Origin of the sequence: Massilia sp. Se16.2.3 (assembly GCF_014171595.1) — a bacterium.
Taxonomy (GTDB): domain Bacteria; phylum Pseudomonadota; class Gammaproteobacteria; order Burkholderiales; family Burkholderiaceae_D; genus Telluria.
This window is the reverse complement of the sequence record NZ_CP050451.1, coordinates 1,276,255-1,296,961: the sequence shown is the minus strand read 5'-3', so window position 1 is coordinate 1,296,961 and position 20,707 is coordinate 1,276,255. Positions and strand designations below refer to the sequence as shown.

Annotated in this window: 17 protein-coding genes and 3 pseudogenes; 4 read left to right on the top strand and 16 right to left on the bottom strand. The window is 66.5% G+C overall.

Annotation, left to right across the window (positions count from 1 at the left end; genetic code table 11):
• Positions 1 to 5: 5 nt before the first annotated feature.
• Positions 6 to 749, bottom strand: coding sequence for a hypothetical protein (locus G4G31_RS25350; protein WP_229425711.1), 744 nt, complete (start codon positions 747 to 749; stop codon positions 6 to 8).
• 172 nt (positions 750 to 921) lie between these two features.
• Positions 922 to 1,182 (bottom strand): annotated as a pseudogene (locus tag G4G31_RS25345) (peptidase M48 family protein); the annotation flags it as partial.
• Positions 1,183 to 1,687: 505 nt separating this feature from the next.
• Here G4G31_RS25345 and G4G31_RS25340 point away from each other — a divergent pair.
• The 4 genes and pseudogenes from G4G31_RS25340 to G4G31_RS05930 all read left to right on the top strand — a co-directional run.
• Positions 1,688 to 1,963 (top strand): annotated as a pseudogene (locus G4G31_RS25340) (TonB-dependent receptor plug domain-containing protein); the annotation flags it as partial.
• Between the two features lie 145 nt (positions 1,964 to 2,108).
• Positions 2,109 to 3,971 carry a TonB-dependent receptor domain-containing protein gene (locus tag G4G31_RS05940; RefSeq protein ID WP_229425402.1) on the top strand — a complete coding sequence of 621 codons (1,863 nt, stop codon included), beginning with the start codon at positions 2,109 to 2,111 and terminating at the stop codon, positions 3,969 to 3,971.
• Between the two features lie 136 nt (positions 3,972 to 4,107).
• Complete coding sequence (locus tag G4G31_RS05935) at positions 4,108 to 6,153, top strand: tetratricopeptide repeat-containing diguanylate cyclase (RefSeq protein ID WP_182990685.1); 2,046 nt, start codon at positions 4,108 to 4,110, stop codon at positions 6,151 to 6,153.
• 282 nt (positions 6,154 to 6,435) lie between these two features.
• Positions 6,436 to 7,248 carry a PEP-CTERM sorting domain-containing protein gene (locus G4G31_RS05930; protein ID WP_182990684.1) on the top strand — a complete coding sequence of 271 codons (813 nt, stop codon included), beginning with the start codon at positions 6,436 to 6,438 and terminating at the stop codon, positions 7,246 to 7,248.
• 104 nt (positions 7,249 to 7,352) lie between these two features.
• On the opposite strand, the gene G4G31_RS05925 is transcribed toward G4G31_RS05930, so the two are convergent.
• The 14 genes and pseudogenes from G4G31_RS05925 to G4G31_RS05880 all read right to left on the bottom strand — a co-directional run bounded on the left by G4G31_RS05925 (position 7,353) and on the right by G4G31_RS05880 (position 20,676).
• A complete protein-coding gene (locus G4G31_RS05925) occupies positions 7,353 to 8,345 on the bottom strand; it encodes a hypothetical protein (protein WP_229425401.1) in 993 nt (330 codons plus the stop codon).
• Positions 8,276 to 8,896, bottom strand: a complete 621-nt coding sequence (locus G4G31_RS25335) for a hypothetical protein (RefSeq protein WP_229425400.1) — start codon at positions 8,894 to 8,896, stop codon at positions 8,276 to 8,278. The genes G4G31_RS05925 and G4G31_RS25335 overlap by 70 nt, the downstream gene beginning before the upstream one ends.
• Positions 8,893 to 9,132: a hypothetical protein gene (locus G4G31_RS25330; protein ID WP_229425399.1), complete on the bottom strand. Its 240-nt coding sequence runs from the start codon at positions 9,130 to 9,132 to the stop codon at positions 8,893 to 8,895. Before G4G31_RS25330 ends, G4G31_RS25335 begins: the two co-directional genes overlap by 4 nt.
• A complete protein-coding gene (locus G4G31_RS05920; RefSeq protein ID WP_229425398.1) occupies positions 9,077 to 10,873 on the bottom strand; it encodes a DUF4175 domain-containing protein in 1,797 nt (598 codons plus the stop codon). Before G4G31_RS05920 ends, G4G31_RS25330 begins: the two co-directional genes overlap by 56 nt.
• Before the next feature lie 45 nt (positions 10,874 to 10,918).
• Positions 10,919 to 11,746 carry a hypothetical protein gene (locus G4G31_RS05915; protein WP_229425397.1) on the bottom strand — a complete coding sequence of 276 codons (828 nt, stop codon included), beginning with the start codon at positions 11,744 to 11,746 and terminating at the stop codon, positions 10,919 to 10,921.
• An 87-nt stretch (positions 11,747 to 11,833) separates the two neighbouring features.
• Entirely contained in the window at positions 11,834 to 12,406 is a 573-nt protein-coding gene (locus G4G31_RS25325) for a hypothetical protein (RefSeq protein WP_229425710.1), read from the bottom strand.
• A 10-nt stretch (positions 12,407 to 12,416) separates the two neighbouring features.
• Positions 12,417 to 12,722, bottom strand: a pseudogene (locus tag G4G31_RS25320) (DUF58 domain-containing protein); the annotation flags it as partial.
• A 21-nt stretch (positions 12,723 to 12,743) separates the two neighbouring features.
• Entirely contained in the window at positions 12,744 to 12,977 is a 234-nt protein-coding gene (locus tag G4G31_RS28105) for a hypothetical protein (RefSeq protein ID WP_308622136.1), read from the bottom strand.
• On the bottom strand, positions 12,974 to 13,762 hold the full coding sequence (locus G4G31_RS05905) for an AAA family ATPase (protein ID WP_308622135.1): 789 nt from the start codon (positions 13,760 to 13,762) through the stop codon (positions 12,974 to 12,976). The genes G4G31_RS28105 and G4G31_RS05905 overlap by 4 nt, the downstream gene beginning before the upstream one ends.
• A gap of 2 nt (positions 13,763 to 13,764) precedes the next feature.
• The gene (locus G4G31_RS05900) at positions 13,765 to 14,385 is read right to left on the bottom strand and encodes a DUF4159 domain-containing protein (protein WP_182990683.1); all 621 of its coding nucleotides are present in this window, start codon (positions 14,383 to 14,385) and stop codon (positions 13,765 to 13,767) included.
• Between the two features lie 27 nt (positions 14,386 to 14,412).
• Positions 14,413 to 15,750 carry a TldD/PmbA family protein gene (locus G4G31_RS05895; protein WP_182990682.1) on the bottom strand — a complete coding sequence of 446 codons (1,338 nt, stop codon included), beginning with the start codon at positions 15,748 to 15,750 and terminating at the stop codon, positions 14,413 to 14,415.
• 10 nt (positions 15,751 to 15,760) lie between these two features.
• Positions 15,761 to 17,395 carry a TldD/PmbA family protein gene (locus G4G31_RS05890; RefSeq protein ID WP_182990681.1) on the bottom strand — a complete coding sequence of 545 codons (1,635 nt, stop codon included), beginning with the start codon at positions 17,393 to 17,395 and terminating at the stop codon, positions 15,761 to 15,763.
• 294 nt (positions 17,396 to 17,689) lie between these two features.
• Positions 17,690 to 19,024 carry a TldD/PmbA family protein gene (locus G4G31_RS05885; protein ID WP_182990680.1) on the bottom strand — a complete coding sequence of 445 codons (1,335 nt, stop codon included), beginning with the start codon at positions 19,022 to 19,024 and terminating at the stop codon, positions 17,690 to 17,692.
• A gap of 14 nt (positions 19,025 to 19,038) precedes the next feature.
• Positions 19,039 to 20,676: a TldD/PmbA family protein gene (locus tag G4G31_RS05880; RefSeq protein WP_182990679.1), complete on the bottom strand. Its 1,638-nt coding sequence runs from the start codon at positions 20,674 to 20,676 to the stop codon at positions 19,039 to 19,041.
• Between the last annotated feature and the right edge of the window lie 31 nt (positions 20,677 to 20,707).

Here is a 20,707-nt window from a genome sequence, read left to right as displayed (position 1 = left end):
GCGCCCTAGCGGCAGGCCTCGGGCAAGGCCTCGTGCGGGATGTTCTCGCCACTGCAGGACCACGACAGCTTCCTGTTCTCGTCCATCGTCGGCTCGAGCACCAGCACGCCCTGGCCTTCGCCGCCCGCGAGGCGGGTGACGACGCGCAGCGCCGCACTTTCCGGATCGATCGCCAGCGAACGCACGGCCGCGCCCGGGTTGGCGGGGTCCAGCTTGACCTGCTCCAGGGTCGGAACCGTGCCGGTCTCGGTCACATAGGCGCCGATCTTGCCGGTCGCGTCAAGGGCGGTCTGGTAGGCGCTGGCGACGACCGCCGTCTGGTAGCGCTGCTGGCTGGCGTTGCCGGTCGCCGCTCCCTGCCCGTTCTGCTGGTACCCCAGGTCCATCCGTGCCGGGGCCGCTTTCTGCGTGTATTTCTCGTAGGCGGGGATGGCGACCGCAGCCAGGATGCCGACGATCGCGACGGTCATGATCGCACCGCCGCCACCGGTGGCGCCGGTGCGCGGCACGAACAGCGCCATGATCGTTGCCAGCACGTGGCGGCGCGGCTGCCGCACTTCCTGGCCGGCCGCCAGCGCGCGTACCGCCGCCATGCGCTTGACCAGCCATGGATAATCGCCGACCAGCTCGTGGAAGGACATCCAGAAGCCCTCGGTCTCGCGTGCCTGGTCGATATAGGCGCCCTTGTTCATCGTGCGCCAGCGCTTGCCGCCGGCAGCCAGCGCCGCGATGCCGAATTCGGCGTTCAACGGGTGCTCGCAGGCCGCCAGGTCCGTGGCGGTCGCAGGTGTACTCGCGGGCGCGCGAATAGGCTGCGCCCACCAGCGGCAGGAAGGAAGCCGGCAGCAGCACGGTCGCCCAGCTCAGGTGGCGCCGTTTGATGTGGCCGATCTCGTGGCCGATGTAGAAGTTCAGCGCATCCGGGTTGTCGTGCAGGTTGTCGATGACGTCCGAATACAGCACCAGGAAATCGCGCCCCAGGAAGCGGGTCGCGAAGGCGTTGAGCGAACCGCCCATTTGCAGCACATAGGCTTCCGGCACGCGCTCCAGTCCCAGCTTGGCGCAGCAGGCGCCGATCTGCTGGTGCAGGTCGGGGAACTGCTCGTGGGTGATGCGTACACCCGTGCCCTTGATATAGGAAATCAGCGCCGACTGCGCGAAACAGTAGAACAGGAAGAACATCAGGCCGTAAACCAGCACTACTCCGCCAGCACCGAAAATCATGCCCGCCCAGACGAAGATCGACAGCACCAGCATGATGCCGAACAGCGTTTTTTCGTTTTTGTACACTAAATCCATGGCCTTGCCTTTCTATTGGCTATTTATTATTACAACTTAGCAACTCTATCCTATTGCTATCGGTAAAGTCACCTGCCGCTGTGCTGGCTGTTGCCACTTAGATACAGGAAACGGTATAGCACTGGCTGCATTGTCCTAACGCAAGTCCGTAGAGGTTACCGCGAGCAACATTCTCAGGTCACTGACCATGTTCAACGAGGATTCGCGATGACCGCTACGAAGTTGCACCCGACCCTGCTGGCCGCCGCGCTGCTGGCCGCCTTTCCGCATGCACATGCGCAATCCGACCCGCAAGCGCCTGGCCCGGAGGCGGCCCAGAGCGTCGTCGTGATCGGTTCGCGCGGCGCGCCGCGCTCCGCGCTCGATACCGCCGTGCCGGTGAGGTCTGGTGAGCGCGAAGGACCTGGCCTCGACCGGCACCCCGGAGCTGGGCAAGGCCTTGCAGGACCTGGACCCCTCATTCAACTTCAGCACCACCTTCATCAGCGACGGCACCGATATCATCCGCCCCGCCACGCTGCGCGGCCTCGGCCCGGACCAGCTGCTGGTGCTGGTAAATGGCAAGCGCCGCCACCAGCAGGCGCTCGTCAACGTCCAGCAAACGGTCGGCCGCGGCTCGGCCGGCACCGACATCAATGCGATCCCGATGTCGGCGATCGACCATATCGAGGTCCTGCGCGACGGCGCCGCCGCCCAATACGGTTCCGACGCGATCGCCGGCGTGATCAACATCGTTCTCAAGAGCGGCGCGGGCAGCGGCCTGGCCATGGCGAGCGCCGCCACCACTGCGCAGGGCGATGGCGACACCTATGGCGCCAGCGCGTCGCGCGGCTTCGCCCCCCGGCAGCGACGGCGGCTACCTGTCGCTGGCGCTCGAGGGCCGGCGCCGCGGCGAGACCAACCGCGCCGGCGTCGACACGCTGCGCGTCGATCCGCCGCGCGTGACCCAGCGCATCGGCGACAGCCTGGCCAGGGATGCCTACCTGTGGACGAACGCGATGCTGCCGGTCGGCCGCGGCGGCGAGCTGTACCTGTTCGGCGGCGTCTCGAAGCGTACCGGCGAAGGGGCCGGCTTCTTCCGCCCGCGCGAGGACGCACGCAATGTGCCGGCGGTGTACCCGAACGGCTACCTGCCGGCCATCCACACCGAAGTGCGCGACGCCTCGCTGGCCTTCGGTTACCGGGGAAGCCTCGGCGGCAGCTGGAATGTCGATGCCAGCTTCAACCACGGCCGCAGCGAACTGGTGTTCCACGAACGCGATTCGATCAACGTCAGCTACTGGTACGAGCAGAAGTGCCCCTGCGGCATCTACGGCGAGTCGCCGCGCGAGGCCTATACCGGCACGCTGGGCTTCCAGCAGTCGACCTTCAACCTCGACGCCAAGGGGCAGCTGCACTTCCTCGGCCAGCCGATTTTCGTGGCCACCGGTTTTGAATACCGGCGCGACAGCTACCGCATCGAAGCGGGCGAACCGGTCTCTTACCAGTACGGGCGGACCAACAACCCGGCCCTCGTCATCCGCGACCAGCATGGCGGCATCGCGCAAGCCGGCATCCAGGGCTTCCCCGGCTACACGCCGGCCACCCAGGTCTACGCGGGCCGCCACAACACCGCCTTCTACATCGACGCCGAACACAAATGGAGCGAGCAGCTGACGCTCGGTTCGGCCATCCGCCGCGAGCGCTATTCCGACTTCGGCAATACCACCACCGGCAAGCTGATCGCCCGCTTCGACCCGACCCGCGGCTTCGGCCTGCGCGCGAGCACCTCCACCGGCTTCCGGGCACCGTCGGTACAGCAGAAGTTCTACAGCTCGGTATCGACAAATCTGAACACTGCAGGCGTGCTGACCGAGACCCTGACCGCGCGCGAAGGCAGCGCCGTCACCCGGGCCTTCGGTATTGCGCCGCTCAAGGACGAGACCTCGCGCAGCGCCAGCATCGGCATGGTGCTGCGTCCCGTCTCGAACTTTTCGCTGACGGCGGACCTTTACCGCACCGACATCGACGACCGCATCGTCTTCTCCAGCACGATCGCGCCGGAGCGCGGTGCCTGCGCCAGCCGCACGGCCTGTCCGATCAAGGCCATCCTCGACCCCTTGCGCGTCGGCCAGGCGCAGTTCTTCACGAATGCGGTCGATACAAGGACGCGCGGCCTCGACATCGTGGCCGAGCATCGGGTGCGCGACGTCGCCGACGGCACCCTGGTGCTCTCCGGCCAGCTCGGTTTCAACCGTACCAGGGTCAAGGCACGCCATTCGCAGTCATGGGTCCTGAGCGGCGAGCAGCTGTTCGACGACGCCCAGGTGCTGCTCCTCGAACGCGGCCAGCCGCGCCGCCACCACGTACTGGCGGCCGACTACACGCGCGGCGCCTGGAACGCCAACCTGCGCGCGAACTACTACGGCGAAGTCCAGGGCCAGGGTTTTACCGCACCGTATGTGCAGACCTGGGAAGCGAAATGGCTGGTCGACCTGGCGCTGCGCCATGCGCTCACCCGCAGCCTGAGCCTGGCCGTCGGGGTGAACAACCTGTTCGACACCTATCCGACACGCTGGGACCCGACCGGCGCGGCACCCTTCCCGCAAATGGGTTTCACCCACTGCTGGGAGACCTGCCCGTTCGGCGTGAATGGACGCACGATGTACGTGCGCGCGGAGTACGCGTTCTGATGGCTCCTTGACAAGCTGGGGAAGTGTGTGGCTTTTCCGTCAAATTCGGCAAAAAACGCTCATTTCCCCAGGGTAACCAAGTCTATAATCTGGGGCGGTGCCCCGCTCGGGGACTTGTCGCAGTCCCTGAGGATCTATGTCGTTTCCCCCATTTCGCACGAACTGGCGCAGCCTTGCTGCGCTGGCGGCTTTTTCGCTGGCGGCCGGCAGCGCCGTCGCCGCCGGCAAGCCGCTGCACGCGCGTTTCGTCGAGATCGAGGAAGTGGCCCGCATCACGCCGCAGCGCGCCCCCCCCTGCTTGCGCAGCTGGAAGCCGAGGCCAGGCGCGGCACGCCCGCCGAGCAGGCGGAATTCCCGGTTGCCTCGAGCGACGCGCTGCATGGCATGGGCAGGCATGCCGAGGCCCCTCGTCCTGTGCGACCAGGCCCTTGCCATCGGCCGCCGCACCGGCGACAACGACATCATCGCCCGCGCCACGCTCTCCAAAGCCTATTCCCTGTTCAGCCTGGGGCAAACCACCGTGTCGCACGCGCTGGTATGGCAGGCGGAGAAGCTGGCGAGCACCAGCGAGGACGTGCGCCTGCGCGTCCTCACCCTGATCTCGTCGGGCGAATCCTTCGTCGAGGATGGCAACTTCCCCGTCGCCCTCGGCAAGCTGCAGGCCTCGGCCACGCTGGCGCGCGAGAGCGGGGACCCGCTGCTGATCGTGATTTCGCTGCGTTCGCTGGCGATTTTGCACGACCGCATGCGCGAGTACGGCAAGGGCTTCGAGCTGCTCGACGAGGCCATGCGCGCGGCGCGCCAGATCCATTCGGAGGGCCGGCTGGCACTCCTGAAAAGCACCGAATATGCGCTGGCGATGGATTCGAACCAGATCGAGCGCGCCCTGCAGGCCGAGCTGTCGGCGCTGGCCCTGCAGCGCAAGCTCGACGCCGGGCCGATGATCGGCATTTCCCTCGTCAACCTGGCCGATTGCTACCTGAAGCTGCGCGACTTCCCCAACGCCCTGTCGTATGCGCGGCAGGCGCTCGAACAGGCGCGCCTGCTCAACGACCAGGCCCTGGCCGCCACCGCACGCATCAATATCGGCCAGGCCTACCTGGCGATGGGACGCATGGCGGAGGGCAGGAAGTCGGTGCAGGCGGGCCTTGCCTGGTTCGAGAAGTCGGGCAACAAGCCCGACCTGCAAATGGCCCTGGGCGAATATGCCGATGCGCTGGCGCGTGCCGGCGACCAGGATGCGGCGGTCGTGGCTTACCAGCGAGAACGCGCGCTCTTGAACGAACTGTTCGAGCAGCGTCGCCAGAAAGCCATGGCCGAGCTGCAGGAGCGCTACGAGACGGACAAGAAGCAGCGCCAGATCGAACTGCTGAGCCGGGAAAACCAGGTGAAGTCGATCGAGATCGACAACCGCCGCCTGCAACAGCGCGTCTGGTGGCTGCTGGCGCTGGTGCTGGCGCTCGGCGCCATCGTCGTCGGCACCCTGTACCGCAAGGTGCGCAAGGCGAATGCCCAGCTGCAGATCAGGAACCAGGAGCTCAGCGAACAGGGTGCGCGCGACCCCTTGACGGGACTGTTCAACCGCCGCCACTTCCAGGAATTCATGCGCACCTGCCACGACAGCACGCAGCATGGCGCCGGCGGCGACACGGTGGGCGCGATCTTCCTGCTCGACGTCGACCACTTCAAGAGCATCAACGACAAGCATGGCCATGCCGGCGGCGACGCCGTGCTGCGCGAGATCGCCGCCGCCTTGCGCGACATCCTGCGCGAGACCGACATGATCGTGCGCTGGGGCGGCGAGGAATTCCCGGCCTTCCTGCCGTCCGTCCCGCGCGCCCGGCTGGACGAAGTCGCGCGGCGCCTGCTCACAGGGATCCCGACCAGGACGATCGAACATGGCGGCGCGCAGGTGTCGGTGCAGGTCTCGATCGGCTTCGCACCTTTCCCGCTGCTGCCGGGCACCGACGTCTCGTGGGAACGCGTCGTCAACATCGTCGACATGGCGCTGTACCTGGCCAAGGGCCATGGCCGCAACCGTGCGTATGGCATCAGCCGCGTCGAGGACGCGGGAGAGGCGGGCCTGGCCGAGATCGAACAGGACCTGGAGCAGGCCTGGCGCGCGGGCCGGGTCGCGCTGGCGGTCGTGCCCGGGCAGCAGCCGCAGCTGCACGCTGTCTAGCCCTGCCGCCCCCGGCACGCTACCAGCCCGATCGCGCATCCTCCGCTTTTTCCGCAATTGTTGGTTGCTATTTGTCGAAAAATCTTACACCTCGAATTAATCAAATTTCTAAGTGATTGATATCAAACTGTATTAATTTCTGGCATAGAAGTTGCTTATAGATAACAAGCAATTCCACATTGTAAAGTTTGTTTGTTTGAATTTTGCAATTGGAAAATATCGTTGCTTGGTGGGGACACCCACTGCCTCTACAAGCACTACCTCCCTGAAAGAGAAAACAGTATGTTCATTCAAAACGCAATCAAGGCCGCCATCGCCGCTTCCCTGTTCGGCGCCGCCGCCCAGGCCAGCGCGAATGTCGTTACCCTCGACGCCAGCCTGACCCCGGGCTACCTGAAAGCTGGCGACTACAAGGGCAGCTTCGACGCCTCGTTCCTGCCGAAGAACTTCATCGTCAACGGCCTGAATTTCACGTTCACGTTCGCGGACGACGCGACCGACTCGTTCGCTTCGGTGGACGGCGTTTCCCGTTCGAGCTCGAACACGACGACCACGAGCATTGCCGGCAGCGGCGGCGACACCCGTACCCTGACCACCACGACCGTCACCAAGTCGGTGCTGCGCACCGGCGAACAGGAATCGGCAGCCCTGCTGTTCGGGTCCGACCTCTTCTCCGGCTCGACCGAAGCTTCGGACGCCTCGCTGAATCGCACAGTCGTGTCCGGCAAGGAAGTACAGGGTGTGACCAAGTACGCCAAGAACAACGGCCAGAGCTGCGTCCCATCGCCAGGCAACTCGTCGTGCAAGGCGCACTACCAGTACAGCGTGACGAACACCGTCATCAACACCACGACCACCGACTTCACCGGCGGCTTCACGCTGAACGGTTCGCTGCTGGGCAACGAGGCCGCGCTGGCATCGCTGCTGCGCGACAGGGCGCTGGGCTTTGGCCTGAACATCAAGGGTGACCTGAACCTGGTAAACGCCTCGGTCAGCCTGGACTACAAGGAAGTGCCGGAACCGGCATCGGTGGCCCTGTTCGGCATCGCCCTGCTGGGCGTCGCCGGCATGCGCCGCCGCGCACAGCGCGGTTAAACGCGCCGTCCGGGCAGCCCGTTCGTGGGCTGCCTGCCTAATGAAAAACACCCTGCGGCGCGCAAGCCTGCAGGGTGTTTTTCATTGGGCGCACACGGATGGTGTCAGCGCCGTTCGCGCCACCAGAGCGCCAGCATGGCCAGCGCGAACAGCACGGCGAAAGGCCAGCCGGCAGCCCGGCGCTCGCTTGGGGTGAACGGCACCGGTGCCCGGGCCGCATAGCGTGCGGTGGCCGCGCGCCGTTCGGCCGCCTGCCACTGCGGCCAGTCGCCCGGTGCATGCACATACACCTGTCCAGTCACAGGCTGCGCGCCGGCGCTCTCGACGGTCGTCACCTGCAGCCAGCCCGGTCCGGCCGGCCATACCGCCACGCAGGATGCGTCGACATGGTCAAGCCGGCGCTGCCAGGCCAGCGTCTGGCCCAGCTGCGGGAAGACCGCCATGCCGCGCACGCCGCGCGCGCAGAGTTCCGTGCGTTGGCCCGGCAGCGGCATCTCGGCCGGCGCCAGCCACTCGACCGCTTCGGTCCGTTTCAGCTGCAAGGCATCGAGCACGTCCTGCCACCACAAGGCCAGCGCCTGCGGTTCGCTGATCGCGTGGCGGTGCCAGTCGCTTGCCCCCAGCCAGCCGATGCGGCCCTTCCCCCAGCCGCGCGACCAGAGGCCGGTATCCGATCCCAGCCAGGCCCCGGCCTGGCGCGTCGCCGGATTGAGTGGCGCCGCCGCCAGCGTCAAGGGCGTGTGCAGCAGCTTGTCGGCGGGTTGCGCCTGCAGGCGCAGGTCCAGCGTGCGCGCCCACACGGCGGCATCGTTGGCGCTGCCGCCCAGCACCAGCAGGGCGCCGCCGTCCTTGACCTGTTCGAGCAGCGCGTTGCGGCTGGCCGCCGGCGCACGCTCGAACCAGGCGGCATCGATCACCAGCAGGTCCGGCGTGGCGATCCTGTCGCGCGCACGCTCGCTGCGCGTGACGGTCTTGCCGAGCGCCACCTGCCAGTCCACCGGGGCGCGGCTGTTGGCGAACAGGTCGTTCAGCACACGCAGGTCGAACGAAGGCGCGCTGAAACGGCCGCGCACCCGCAGCGGCGGCGATTCGACCACCTCGACCGGTATCGGTCCCGGGCCAGCAGCTTGCCGGCTTCGTCCAGCAGGCGTGCCTGCAGCAGCAGGGTTTCGGCCAGCGGCGGTAGCCAGGCCAGGGTCAACGTGCCTGTTCCACGCGTCTCGGACAGCAGGCGGCCGTTTTCATCCAGCAGTTGCAGGCGCGCCCGGGTCTTGTCGTCGCGCTCGAGCGTCAGCGCGAACATGCGTCCGAGCGGCAGGCGGCGCGGGAAGTCCAGGCGCAGCGTGGGCGAGCCAGGTGCCGTCCAGGCGAGCGGACGCGCGGGCAGGTCGCGCCATTGCGCTTCGCGCAAGCCGTCGCCTGTCAGCTGCAGCGCACGCACGCCCTGCAGCGAGACCGGGGGGCGCGCCGGATCGAGCGCCAGCGTGGCTCCACCCCCCCCGGCAGCGGCCAGCCATGGGCCAGCAGCGCCAGCGCGGCAGTGGCGACTGCCGCCAGCAGCGCATCGACGATCTTCCTGCGCCAGAGGTAGAAAACCACGCTGGCCAGGCCGGTCCAGCAAGAGCGCGATCGTCATGGCATCCATCATTGCGCTCCTCCTTCTTGCCAGGCGCGCGTGAACGGCGTGACGGCGACCGGGCGCGCCTGCAGCAGCACCGGCGCCTTGTCGATGCCGGCGCGCAGCCAGGCGCGCAGGGCCGGCCGGCATGCGGCACAGCCGTCGGCCACGTCCCGGATCGCGCGCTGGGCGGCCAGGCGCTGCTCGTCCTCACGCAGGCGCTCGCGTACCCAGTCGTGGGCCGTGCGCGTCCACAGGGCCGGCAAGGGCCCTCGCCAGAGAGCGCCTGCACCAGCTCGCGCAGCGCCGCGGGCACCGCTTCGTTCGCCTCCCCTGCGTGCGTTCATAGCTGGCGGTGCCGACCACGTCGCCCGTCATGCGGATCTCTTCCTTGATCGGCGGCGGCACGAAGGCGGTCTTGTGCAGGTAGATGCGGTCGGCCTGCTGCAATTCCTTGATGGCGGCGAGTGCCTTGTATTCCGGCGCCAGCGCGGTCCTCGGCGTGATGGCGCGCAGCGCCTTCTCGGCGTCCCACATCGCCACCAGCGCGCGGCGCAACACCTTCTTCGTGCCCTCGTCGTAGAGCGTGGCGTTTTCGGCTTCGTCGTGGGCATGGCCGAAATCGTGCAGCACGTCGACCTGGCCGCCCGACTGTTTCGGCTCCTCGTGGTCGTCGTGCTCTTCGCCGGCGAACAGGGTCGACTCCTCGCCCAGGAACTGGCCATAACGGCGACGCAGCTGCGCCTGGTCGGCAGCAATCGCCTCGCTGCGTTCGCGCACGGCGCCAAGCCCCATACGCGAGGACTTCATGTCCGCGATCAGCTGCTCGGTGTCGATGATGATCTGGCGCTGGCTGCGCAGGCTTTGCGGTTTCACCAGCACCGGCATGGCCGAGGTTTCCTCGCTCTCTTCCTGTTCGGGCGCGGGCAGGCGCAGCGTGTAGGTGGGCGACTGCACCAGGTGCGGCCTGGCGGCGTTGTCCTGGGCGCGCACGAAGAAATACAGCTCGTCGCCCGGTTCCATGCCCAATTCAGGCAGCGCCCAGCGCTTGGCCCAGTTGCGCAATTTCGGGTCCTTCGACGCCGGCAACGGCATTTCGCGGTCGGTGAACTTGATGTTTTCGCCGCTGCCGCGTGCCAGCGTCAGGTGCAGCGTGGCGCGGCTCACCGCGTAATCGTCGCGCACGGTCAGCGCCATCGTCACGCCGGACGCGTCGGGTTTCAATTCCTGGATCATCTGGGTCGGCTGGCTGATCGTGATAAGCGGCGCCGCATCCGGCGTCACGCGCAGCAGGTAGCGTGCGCCGCGCCAGCGCCAGAACAGCGACTCATTGACCACCAGCGAAGCGCACTTGCCGCCCACCGCCAGGCTGCGGCCGTCGCTCAGCTCCACGACCGTGCTGCCCGCTTCAGGGTTCTTCAGGCACCACGCTACCCTGCTGCCCTCGGGCAGGTCGAGCTTGCGCGGCGCGCCGCTGCTGGGCGCCGCGCCCGTGTAGGCGGGCGGCGTGGCAGTCAGCACCAGTTGCGGCACAAGGGCCGCCTTGCCCGGCTGCGCCACGGGCGCCGGCGCCGCAGGCAGCGCCGCTACCGGTTTCTGGCCGATGAACCAGACCAGGCAGGCAAAGGCAAGCCAGGGCGCCAGCCAGGACAGCCCCATGTCCACGCGGCCGCGCACGATGGCGCGCACGGTGCGCGCATCCAGGCAGGCATCGACGCGGGCCAGCAGGCGCGCGCGCTGCAGCCGCGCCAGCGGGGTCTGCGCTTCCGCCAGCAGCGCGCTGCTGTCTTCCAGTTCAGGGACAGCCGCGTCCAGCCAGCCGGTCCAGCCGTAGGCGACGCGCTGGCGCAGGCGCGCCGCATCCCACATGCACCAGGCGGCCCAGGCCAGGAGGCCCGGCAGCAAACGCAGGGTCAGCCAGGGCAAGGCGCCCAGCACCCACAGGGGAGCCCGGCGCAACAGGGCGGCGCGCCACAGGCGCCGCGCGATGTCAGCGTCGCCTTGCATGGGTCAGGATCCTCTCGAGAATGAACAGGGCGATCAAGGCCGACATCAGGATGGCGCGCAAGGCGCCGCTGGCGTGCTCGAACGCCGATGCTGCCGACGGCGCGAACGCCAGCGGCGGCGCGGTGTAGGGCTGGGGCGGGTATTGCAGGCTGCGCCAGGTCTCGAGCAGCGCGCGCGCCGCCGCCGGGTCGGCCGGCGGCCAGTCCTTCGATGTCCAGACGCGGCCGCGCGCGCCCTCGGCATAGCGGATGCTGCCCACGGATTTCGCTTGCGCCAGTTCGGTAAAGCCGCCGGGGTCCGCGGCCCACCACAAGGTGCCCGCAGCGCCGGCGGCGGCGCGTCAGGCATGTCCCAGACGATCAGCTCCGTCCTCAAGCCCGGCGCCGGCTCGACGATGACGCGCATCGGGCCGTCGAGCGCGGCGAACATGCGGCGCCATGCCTGCGCACGCCCGCTGACAATGGCGACGCGCGCTTCCACGGGCGGCTGCGCCTTCGCCAACGTGCGCAGCGTGAGCGGGTGCCGGAACTGGGGCCTGGTCGCCGGCATCGGAATATCGCCCAGCACCAGCAGGCGCGCCTCGGGCTTGAACTCGCGCTCGTGCGCGCGTAGCCACGCCAGTGCGTCCGGCGCCGGCAGCACCAGGCGCGCCGCTTCCTTGAAAGGTGGATCCTGCAGCTGGCGTTCGACCCAGCCCGCATCCGTTCCCTCGGCCACGAGAACCGTATCGCCGCGCCGGGGAAAGACCGGATCGGCCAGCCAGGCGATCAGGCAGGCCAGCAGCAGGCAGCGCACCAGCAGCAGGATCACCTCCTGCCAGCGCCACGCGCCGTTGGCGCGGTTCGCTCCGCGGCAGGAAGCGTGCGCTGGCAAGCGGCTCGGCCCGCACCTGGATGCGCTTCTTGCGGTGCCACCAGATCGGCAGCAGCAGGATCGGCAAGGCGAACCACCACAGGCTGTTCATCGGCGCCCCCTTGGCTTGAGCCACTGGCGCAGTACTTCGCCCGGCGCCTGCTCGATGCGGGCGTCGACTTTCGGGATGTCGTTGGCGCGGCAGGCGGCGCTAACCGCGGCGAAATGCGCTTCGCGCTCCCGCAGGTAGCCTTCGCGCAGGTCGCTGCCGAAGCGGAACACGCCAGCCTGCCCTTCCGGGTCGCGGTAGGCCGGACCGCTGTCGAAACCGCCCGTGCATTCGGCCTCGGTCTGCAGGCAAGCCACGCGCACGTCGTGGCGCATATGGCGCAGTCGCACCAGGACGTCCGACAGGGACGAAGGCCAGTCGAGGAAATCGCTGGCGGCAAATACCAATGCAGGCGCGCCGGCAAAGCGCAACCCGGAGCGCAGGGCCGCGGCATCGGGCAAGGCGCCTTCGGCCTGGGTGCGCGCCAGCTGTGCCAGCACCCTTTGCAGCTGGCGCGGTCCGCGCGCGGCCGGCAGGAAGTGAACGCGGCCGTTCCCCAGCACGGCCAGGCCGAAGGCATCGCCCCTGGCGCTGCGCGATCGCGGCCACGCAGGCGAGGAGGGTGCGCGCATAGGCCAGCTTGTCCAAGCTGGGGATGGAGCGGCTGGGTTCCGCCATCGAGGCGCTGGCATCGAGCAGCAGCCAGACCGCGACGTGGCTGTCGCGCTCGGCCTCGCGCACATAATAGCGGTCGGCGCGCGCCAGCAGCTTCCAGTCGACGCGGCGCCACTCGTCCCCCGGCGCATACGCCCGGTACTCGGAGAACTCGACGCCGGCACCGCGTTCGCGCCCGGCGTGGATGCCCTGCCCGAGTCCGGTCAGCACATGGCGGATCACGAGTTCCAGGTTCGTCGTGTGCGCGATCAGCTTTGAGGTTACCAATGCCATTCCGGTGCCGTTGCCAATACCCTAGCCGACCTTGATCTCGCTCTGCAGCGCCTGCAGGATGTCGGCCATCGCCACGCCGTCGGCCTCGGCCTCGAAATTGCGCAGCACGCGGTGCGCCAGCACCGGCAGCAGCATCGCCTGGACGTCTTCGCGCGTGACCGCCAGGCGCCCCCCCATCAGGGCGCGCGCTTTCGAGGCCAGCACCAGCGCCTGGCCGGCGCGCGGACCAGCGCCCCAGCCGACGTGCTTTTTCACGGCGGAGACCGTGGTCTCGTGCGGCCGCGTCGCCCGCACCAGGCGCGTGGCATGGCGCACCGGTGCGCGCCGATTTCGATGTCGCGCACCAGGGCTTGCAGGCGCAGCAGGCTCTCCAGGTCCATCGCCGGCTCGGCATCCTGGAGGCCGGCCTGGGTGGTCATCGCGACCATGGCGACTTCCTCGTCCTCGGTCGGGTAGCCGACGTCGATGCGCAGCAGGAAGCGGTCGAGCTGGGCTTCCGGCAGCGGATAAGTGCCGCTTTGCTCGATCGGGTTCTGGGTCGCCAGCACGAAGAAGGGACGCGGCAGCATGTGGGTCTGCCCGGCGAAGGTCACCGAACGCTCCTGCATCGCCTCCAGCAGGGCCGACTGGGTTTTCGGCGGCGCGCGGTTGATCTCGTCGGCCAGCAGCACCTGCGTGAACACGGGGCCCGGCTGGAAGCGGAAGGAGCGCTGGCGCGTGCTGGCATCCTCTTCCAGGATCTCGGTGCCGACGATATCGGAGGGCATCAGGTCGGGCGTGAACTGCACCCGGCGGAACTGCATGTCGGTCGCCTGCGCCAGCGATTTCACCAGCAGCGTTTTACCGAGTCCCGGCACGCCCTCGACCAGCGCGTGGCCGCCCGCCAGCAGGCAGGTGATCAACAGCTCGACCACGTTTTCCTGGCCGATGATGACGCGCCCCATGCTGCGTTTCAGTGCCGCCGTCTTGTCCACCAGGTCGGCCACTTCCGACTCGCTCCACTCCACCTTGCCGTGCTTGCCTTCAGCCTGTTCCGCCACAACTACGCTCCCAACGCATATTGAATGATGTTCACCGCGAAGCGGGTATTGTCGACCGCCAGGAAGCGCTTGTTCCGGAAGTCGTAGTCCCACTCGCAGCCGTAATCCTTGTTCGAGTACAGCACGCGCACGCGCCCGCCTATCTCGATCGCCCGCAGGTATTCGTGTACCAGGTCGTCGCCCCAGCCGTTCAGTTCCACCGAGGTGTTCGGCGGCCCGTCGAACTTGAAGAAGCTCGAATACACCGGGTGGTTGTTCGGGATCTTCTTCAGGGCCGAGGCGCCGAAGATCTTCGCCATCTCGGCTTCGAAACTCTTGGCGAACAGGCCGTCGATGTCGTGGTTGCAGTCGTCCACGAACACGAAGCCGCCGCCCTTCACGTAGCGCTCGAAGTTCTTGCGCTCGGCGGGCGTGAACTGCACCAGCTTGTGACCGGCCAGGTAGCAGAACGGCGCTTCGAACACCTTCGGGTCGGCCAGCTGCACCATGCGCTCGGCCGGATCGACCTTCAGGGTCGTGTACTCGACCAGCGAATTGAGCACATTGCTGGGCATGCGGATGTCCACATCCCAGTCACCCGACTCGTACAGCAGCCGGGTGAAGTAAAAATCGTAACGGGCCATCGTGACAGCTTACATTGATGCGGACATTTACACCGCGTCGGACAGCGAGGTGAAGTTGAAATCGCGGACCTTCATCGGCGGCAGCACCATCTGGTACGGTACCTCGTCGCCGCTGATCACCTCGGGCCTGCCGAGTTCGTCGACGTTGTTGAGGATGGTGACCGGGCTTTCGTTGAAGCGGAAGTTCTTGATCGGGTACTTGATCTTGCCGTTCTCGACATAGAAGGTGCCGTCGCGGGTCAGGCCCGTCAGCAGCAGCGACTGCGGATCGACCATGCGGATATACCAGGTGCGGGTGACGACCACGCCTTTCTTGGTCGAAGCGATCAATTCTTCCAGCGACTTCGACCCGCCTGCCATGATCATGTTGCCGTGGCTGGCCGTCGCCAGCTTGCCCTGCTTCTGCGCCCAGTAGCGCGAATACTGGAGCGAAGCGATGCGGCCGTTCTTGATGATGTCGGTACGCTGGCGCGCCAGGCCCGAGTTGCCATCCCATGGCAGCACCGGCGCATCCGTATTCCACGGATCGGCCCAGACGTTGATCTGCTCGTCGAACAGCTTGTCGCCAAGGCGGTTCTTGCCGCCCGCCTTGGTGAGGAAGCTGCGGCCCTCGTCGGCGTCGCGCGCGTCGAACGCAGCGAACATATTGCCCAGCACTTCGGACGTGGCCGCCGGTTCCAGGATCACCGTGTAGCGGCCCGGCTCGAGCGCTTTCGCGTCGACCGAACGCAGCGCCTTTTCGATGGCGACGTTGACGGCCTCGCGCGCATCGAACCGGTTCGCATCGGTTGCCGAGCGCGTGACCCAGCCCGAGCCGCGGCCATCCTCGGTGCGCACGGTGCAGGTATAGTCCAGTCCCGTCGCTTCCTGGAAGCCGAACAGGCCGTTCGAATTGGCCACCGCATTGAAGCGCGTGCTGTCGTTGAAGAAGCCGGCCGAGACCAGCTTCGCCTTCTTCGCCGCCTCGATGCTGTAGGCTGCGACCTGGGCCCGGTATTCCGGATCGATGGCGGCGGTGGCACGCACGAAGGTCGGCGTGGCCTTGTACTCCTGCTTGCCGACGGCCGGCATGAATTCCGGATTTTCCGGCGCCAGGCGCGCCAGCTCCTCGGCGCGGCGTACGGCTTTCTCCAGCGACTTGTCGTCGAACTCGTTAATCTGGGCGATGCCCGATTTCTTGCCGAAGGCGACCTGCACGGTCAGGACCATGTTCTCGTTCAGGCCCGCCGTCGAGATGCCGTTGCGCGCAAAGCGCACATTGCCTTCGCGCCTGCCGCTGATGTCGACGCTGCACTCGTCGGCTTTCGAAAAACCGATGACACGGTCGCAGATGCGTTTTGCTTCTTCCTGGTTCAGCTGTTTCATCGTTTTCTCCTTAACCGATCTTGCGTGCAGTGTTGATGACGTTGATGCCGTTGAAGCGCGTCGTGCTCGAGCCGTGCGACACGGCGCTGACCTGGCTCGGCTGGCCCTTGCCGTCGAAGAAGGAGCCGCCCATGCGCCAGTCGCGTTCGTCGCAGATCGCGCTGCAGGCATTCCAGAATTCCTGGGTGTTCGACTGGTAGGCGACGTCTTCGAGCGGGTTGGTGATCTTGCCGTTTTTGATTTCGTAGAACAGCGTGCCGCCGAACTGGAAGTTGTAGCGCTGCTGGTCGATGGAGTAGGAACCGCGGCCGATGATGTAGATGCCCTTTTTGACGTCTTTGACCATCTCGTCGGGTGTCATGCGCGCCTTGCCGGCGGCCAGCGACACGTTCGGCATGCGCTGGAACTGCACGCTGCTCCACGAATCCGCATACGAACAGCCATGCGATTCCTTCTCCCCGATGATGTGGGCCTGGTCGCGCGTCGCCTGGTAGTTCACCAGCACGCCGTCCTTGATGATGTCCCACTCTTTCGCGCGCACGCCTTCGTCGTCGTAGCCGATCAGGCCGAGCGAAGCCGGGGTGGTGCGGTCGGCTACAAAATTCACGCGCTCGGAACCGAACTTGAATTTCTTGCTCTGCCATTTATCGAGCGTGGCGAAACTGGTGCCCGCGTAGTTGGCTTCATAGCCGAGCACGCGGTCCAGCTCCGTCGGGTGGCCGACGGCTTCGTGAATGGTCAGGAACAGGTGTTCGGGCGCCAGCACCAGGTCGTACTTGCCCGGCTCGACCGATTTCGCACTCAGCTTTTCGCGTGCCTGCTTGCCCGCCAGGCGTGCGTCTTCGACGATGTCGTAGGACTTGGTGTAGAGCGTGGTGACGCCGCCGGCAGCCTGCACCTTGCCGCCGCCGGCCAGGTCGAAGTACTCGTAGCCCATGCTGACCGGGCTGCCCAGGCCCCCGCGCGAACGGAATTTACCCGTCGCCTTGTCGACAGCGGTGGCGTTGATCGGCGCCCACAGGCGGTGGATGTCCTGGTCGATGTAGGAACCGTCAGTCGAGGCGAAATACTTCTGCTGGTTGATCTGGAAGAGGTTCGCCGTCATGAAGCTGGCGCCCGCTTCCAGGCCGGCCTTGTTCGCGGCGACCAGCATGTCCGCCTTTTCCTTGACCGGTACCGCGCGCCAGTCCTTTTTGAAAGGCGTGGCCCAGGCGACTTCGCCCACGCCTTTCACCGGTGCCAGCTGCACGGGTTCGGTCTGCAATCTGGCGTTGGCTTTCGCGATTGCCACGGCCTGGCGCGCGGCAGCGGCCACGGCGTCCGGGTTCATCGTGTTCGTCGCGGCGAAACCGTAGGCGCCGGCGATGACGCGGATACCGACGCCGGTCGACTCGGTATTCGTGATGTTCTCGACGTTCAGGTCGCGCGTCGTGATGAACTGGTTCAGGTAGCGGCCGATGCGCACGTCGCAATAGGAGGCGCCGGCCTTGGTGGCCGCGTTCAGGGCGGCGTCGGCCAATGCCTTCTTGAAGCTGACCGCCATGGGGTTCAAGAGGTCTTCGGCCGCGATGGCGTTGCCGAATACCGGAATGAGCATGGCGCCGGCCGTGCCGGCACCGATTTTGAGGAAGCTGCGTCGTTCCATTGTGTCTCCGTGTCGTGGCCTGCGCGGCCACGTTTTTCGTAGGGTGGGCTCTGCCCACGCGGTGCGGCGTACGCGGGTCGAAATGCATCTCGATGAGGAAGCGTTGCACCGCGTGGGCACGGAGTGCCCACCCTACGTTACTTTGTTTTTCGTAGGGTGGGCGGGTTCCCCGCCCACGCGTCCAACCGGCAGCTGCCGTTCCGAAACGTGCTCGAGAACGCATGCGTGCGTTGAACGCGTGGGCTCAAGAGCCCACCCTACGATGCGCGACCGTTCACCGGCCGCGCCCTTTGCTTACACCGCGTCCGACAGCGACGTGAAATTGAAATCCCGTACCTTCATCGCCGGTACGACCATCGGGTTCGGGCCTTCGTCGCCACCGAGCACCGTCGGCTTGCCGAGTTCCTCGATGTTGTTGAGCATCGAGACCGGGCTTTCGTTGAAGCGGAAGTTCTTCACCGGGTACTTGATCTTGCCGTTTTCGACGTAGAAGGTGCCGTCGCGGGTCAGGCCCGTGAGCGCCACCGATTGCGGGTCGACCATGCGGATGTACCAGGTGCGGGTGACGAGCACGCCCTTCCTGGTATTGGCCACCAGCTCCTCGATGCTCTTGTCGGAACCGGCCATGATGAAGTTACCGGCGCTGCCTACCGCGCGCTTGCCCTTCTGCTTGGCCCAGAACTGCGAGTATTCGAGGTCGGCCACGCGGCCATCCTTGACCCAGCTCTGGCGCTCGCGCGGCAGCATGTTCTGGTCCCAGGGCAGCACCGGCACCAGCGGATCCCAGGGGTCGGACCAGATGTTCACTTGCTGGTCGAACAGCTTGTCGCCGACGCGGTTCAGGCCACCCGTCTTGGTGAGGAAGCTGCGGCCCTCGTCCGCGCGGCGCGCGTCAAAACCGTTCATCATGAAGGCCAGCAGGTCGCTGGTGGCGGCCGGCTCCAGGATCACGGTGTAGCGGCCCGGTTCCAGCGCTTTCGCATCGACCGAACGCAGCGCCTTTTCGATGGCGACATCGGCCGCTTCGCGCGGATCGAAGCGCGCCAGGTCGCGCGCCGAGCGGCGCACCCAGCCCGAACCACGGCCGTCCGCGGTGCGAATCGTGCAGGTAAAGTCGAGCGAGGTGGCGGCCTGGTGGCCGAACACGCCGTTCGAGTTGGCGATGGTCTGGAACGAGGTCGAATCGCTCAGGAAGCCAGCGCTGACCAGGCCCTTCTTGCGGCAGGCCTCGATGGCGTAGGCGGCGGCCTGTGCGCGGATTTCCGGGTCGATGTCGGCGGTCTTCTGCACGAAGGTGTTCGAGGCCTTGTACGCCTGCTTCGAGACGGCCGGCATGAACTCCGGGTTTTCCGGTGCCAGGCGTGCCAGGTCCTCGGCGCGGCGCACGGCCTTTTCCAGCGACTTGTCGTCGAACTCGTTGATGCTGGCCGTTCCCTGGCGCTTGCCGAAGGCGACGCGCACGGTGAGTGTCGTGTCGTCGGTCAGGCCGGCGGTCGAGACGGCGTTGCGGGCGAAGCGGATGTTACCGGCGCGTTCGCCGCCGATGCCCACGATGCATTCGTCGGCTTTTGAGAGCGACAGCACGCGGTCGGTGATGCGCTTGGTTTGTTCCTGGGTCAAGATGCTCATGTGCGTTCCCTGCCTTAACCGATCTTGCGAGCGGTATTGATCACGTTGATGCCGTTGAAGCGCGAGGTCGAGGAGCCGTGCGAGACAATGCTGATCTGCGGCGGCTGGCCTTTGCCGTCGAAGAAGGAACCGCCCATGCGCCAGTCGCGCTCGTCGCAGATGGCGCTGCAGGCATTCCAGAATTCCTGGGTATTGGCCTGGTAGGCCACGTCTTCCAGCATGTCGCCGATCTTGCCGTCCTTGATCTCGTAGAACAGGGTGCCGCCGAACTGGAAATTGTAGCGCTGCTGGTCGATCGAGAACGAGCCTTCGCCGACGATGTAGATGCCCTTCTTGATGTCCTTGACCATCTCGTCCGGGGTGAGCTTCTTCTTGCCGGCGGCGAGCGAGACGTTCGGCATGCGCTGGAACTGCACGTTGCTCCACGAGTCCGCATACGAACAGCCGTGCGACTCCTTCTCGCCGATGATGTGGGCCTGGTCGCGCGTCGCCTGGTAGTTCACCAGGATGCCGTCCTTGATGATGTTCCACTCTTTGGTCTTGACGCCTTCGTCGTCGTAGCCGACCGCGCCCAGGGAACCCGGCGTGGTCTTGTCGGCGACGATGTTCACGATCGGCGAGCCGTACTTGAATTTCTTCGACTGCCATTTGTCCAGCGTGGCGAAGCTGGTGCCGGCGTAGTTGGCCTCAAAGCCCAGCACGCGGTCCAGTTCCGTCGGGTGGCCGACCGATTCGTGGATCGTCAGGTACAGGTGCTCCGGCGAGAGCATCAGGTCGTACTTGCCCGGGGTGACCGATTTCGCGGTCAGCTTGCGCTTGGCGTCGCGGCCGGCCGCGCGCGCATCCTCGACGATGTCGTAGGACTTGGTGTAGAGCGTGGCGACGCCGCCGGCAGCCTTGATCTTGTGCTCCGGGCGGGCGTCGAGGTATTCGTAGCCCATGCCGACCGGTGCGGCCAGGCCGCTGCGCGAGCGGAATTTGCCGCTGGTCTTGTCGACCGCGGTGGCGGTGATCGGCGCCCACAGGCGGTGCAGGTCCTGGTCGATGTAGGAACCGTCGGTGGAAGCGAAGTACTTCTGCTGGTTCACCTGGAACAGCATCGACTGCATGAAGTTGGCGCCGCCGTCCATGCCGGCCTTGTTGGCGGCGATCAGGAGTTCGGCCTTTTCCTTGATCGGCACGCTGCGCCAGTCCTTCTTGATCGGCGTCGCCCAGCTCACCTCGCCCACGCCCTTCACCGGCGCCAGCTGGATCGGTTCGCTCTGCAGCCTGGCGTTGGCCTTCGCGATCGCGACTGCCTGGCGCGCCGCGTTGGCGATGCCGTCCGGCGTCATGTCGGAAGTGGCGGCAAAGCCATAGGCGCCGTTGCAGATCACGCGCACGCCGACGCCGGCCGATTCGGTATTGACGACGTTTTCGACGTTCAGGTCGCGCGTGGTGACGAACTGGTTCAGGTAGCGGCCGATGCGCACGTCGCAGTAGGAAGCGCCGGCCTTGGTGGCGGCGTTGAGCGCGGTGTCGGCCAGCGCCTTCTTGGCGGCGACGGCCATCGGGCTCAGCAGTTCTTCGGCCGCGATCGCACGTCCGGCCACCGGGATGAGCATCGACCCGAACGCCACGGTGCCGATGTTGAGAAAGGTACGACGTTCCATGTTGTCTCCTGAATTCAAGCTGCTGATTCGA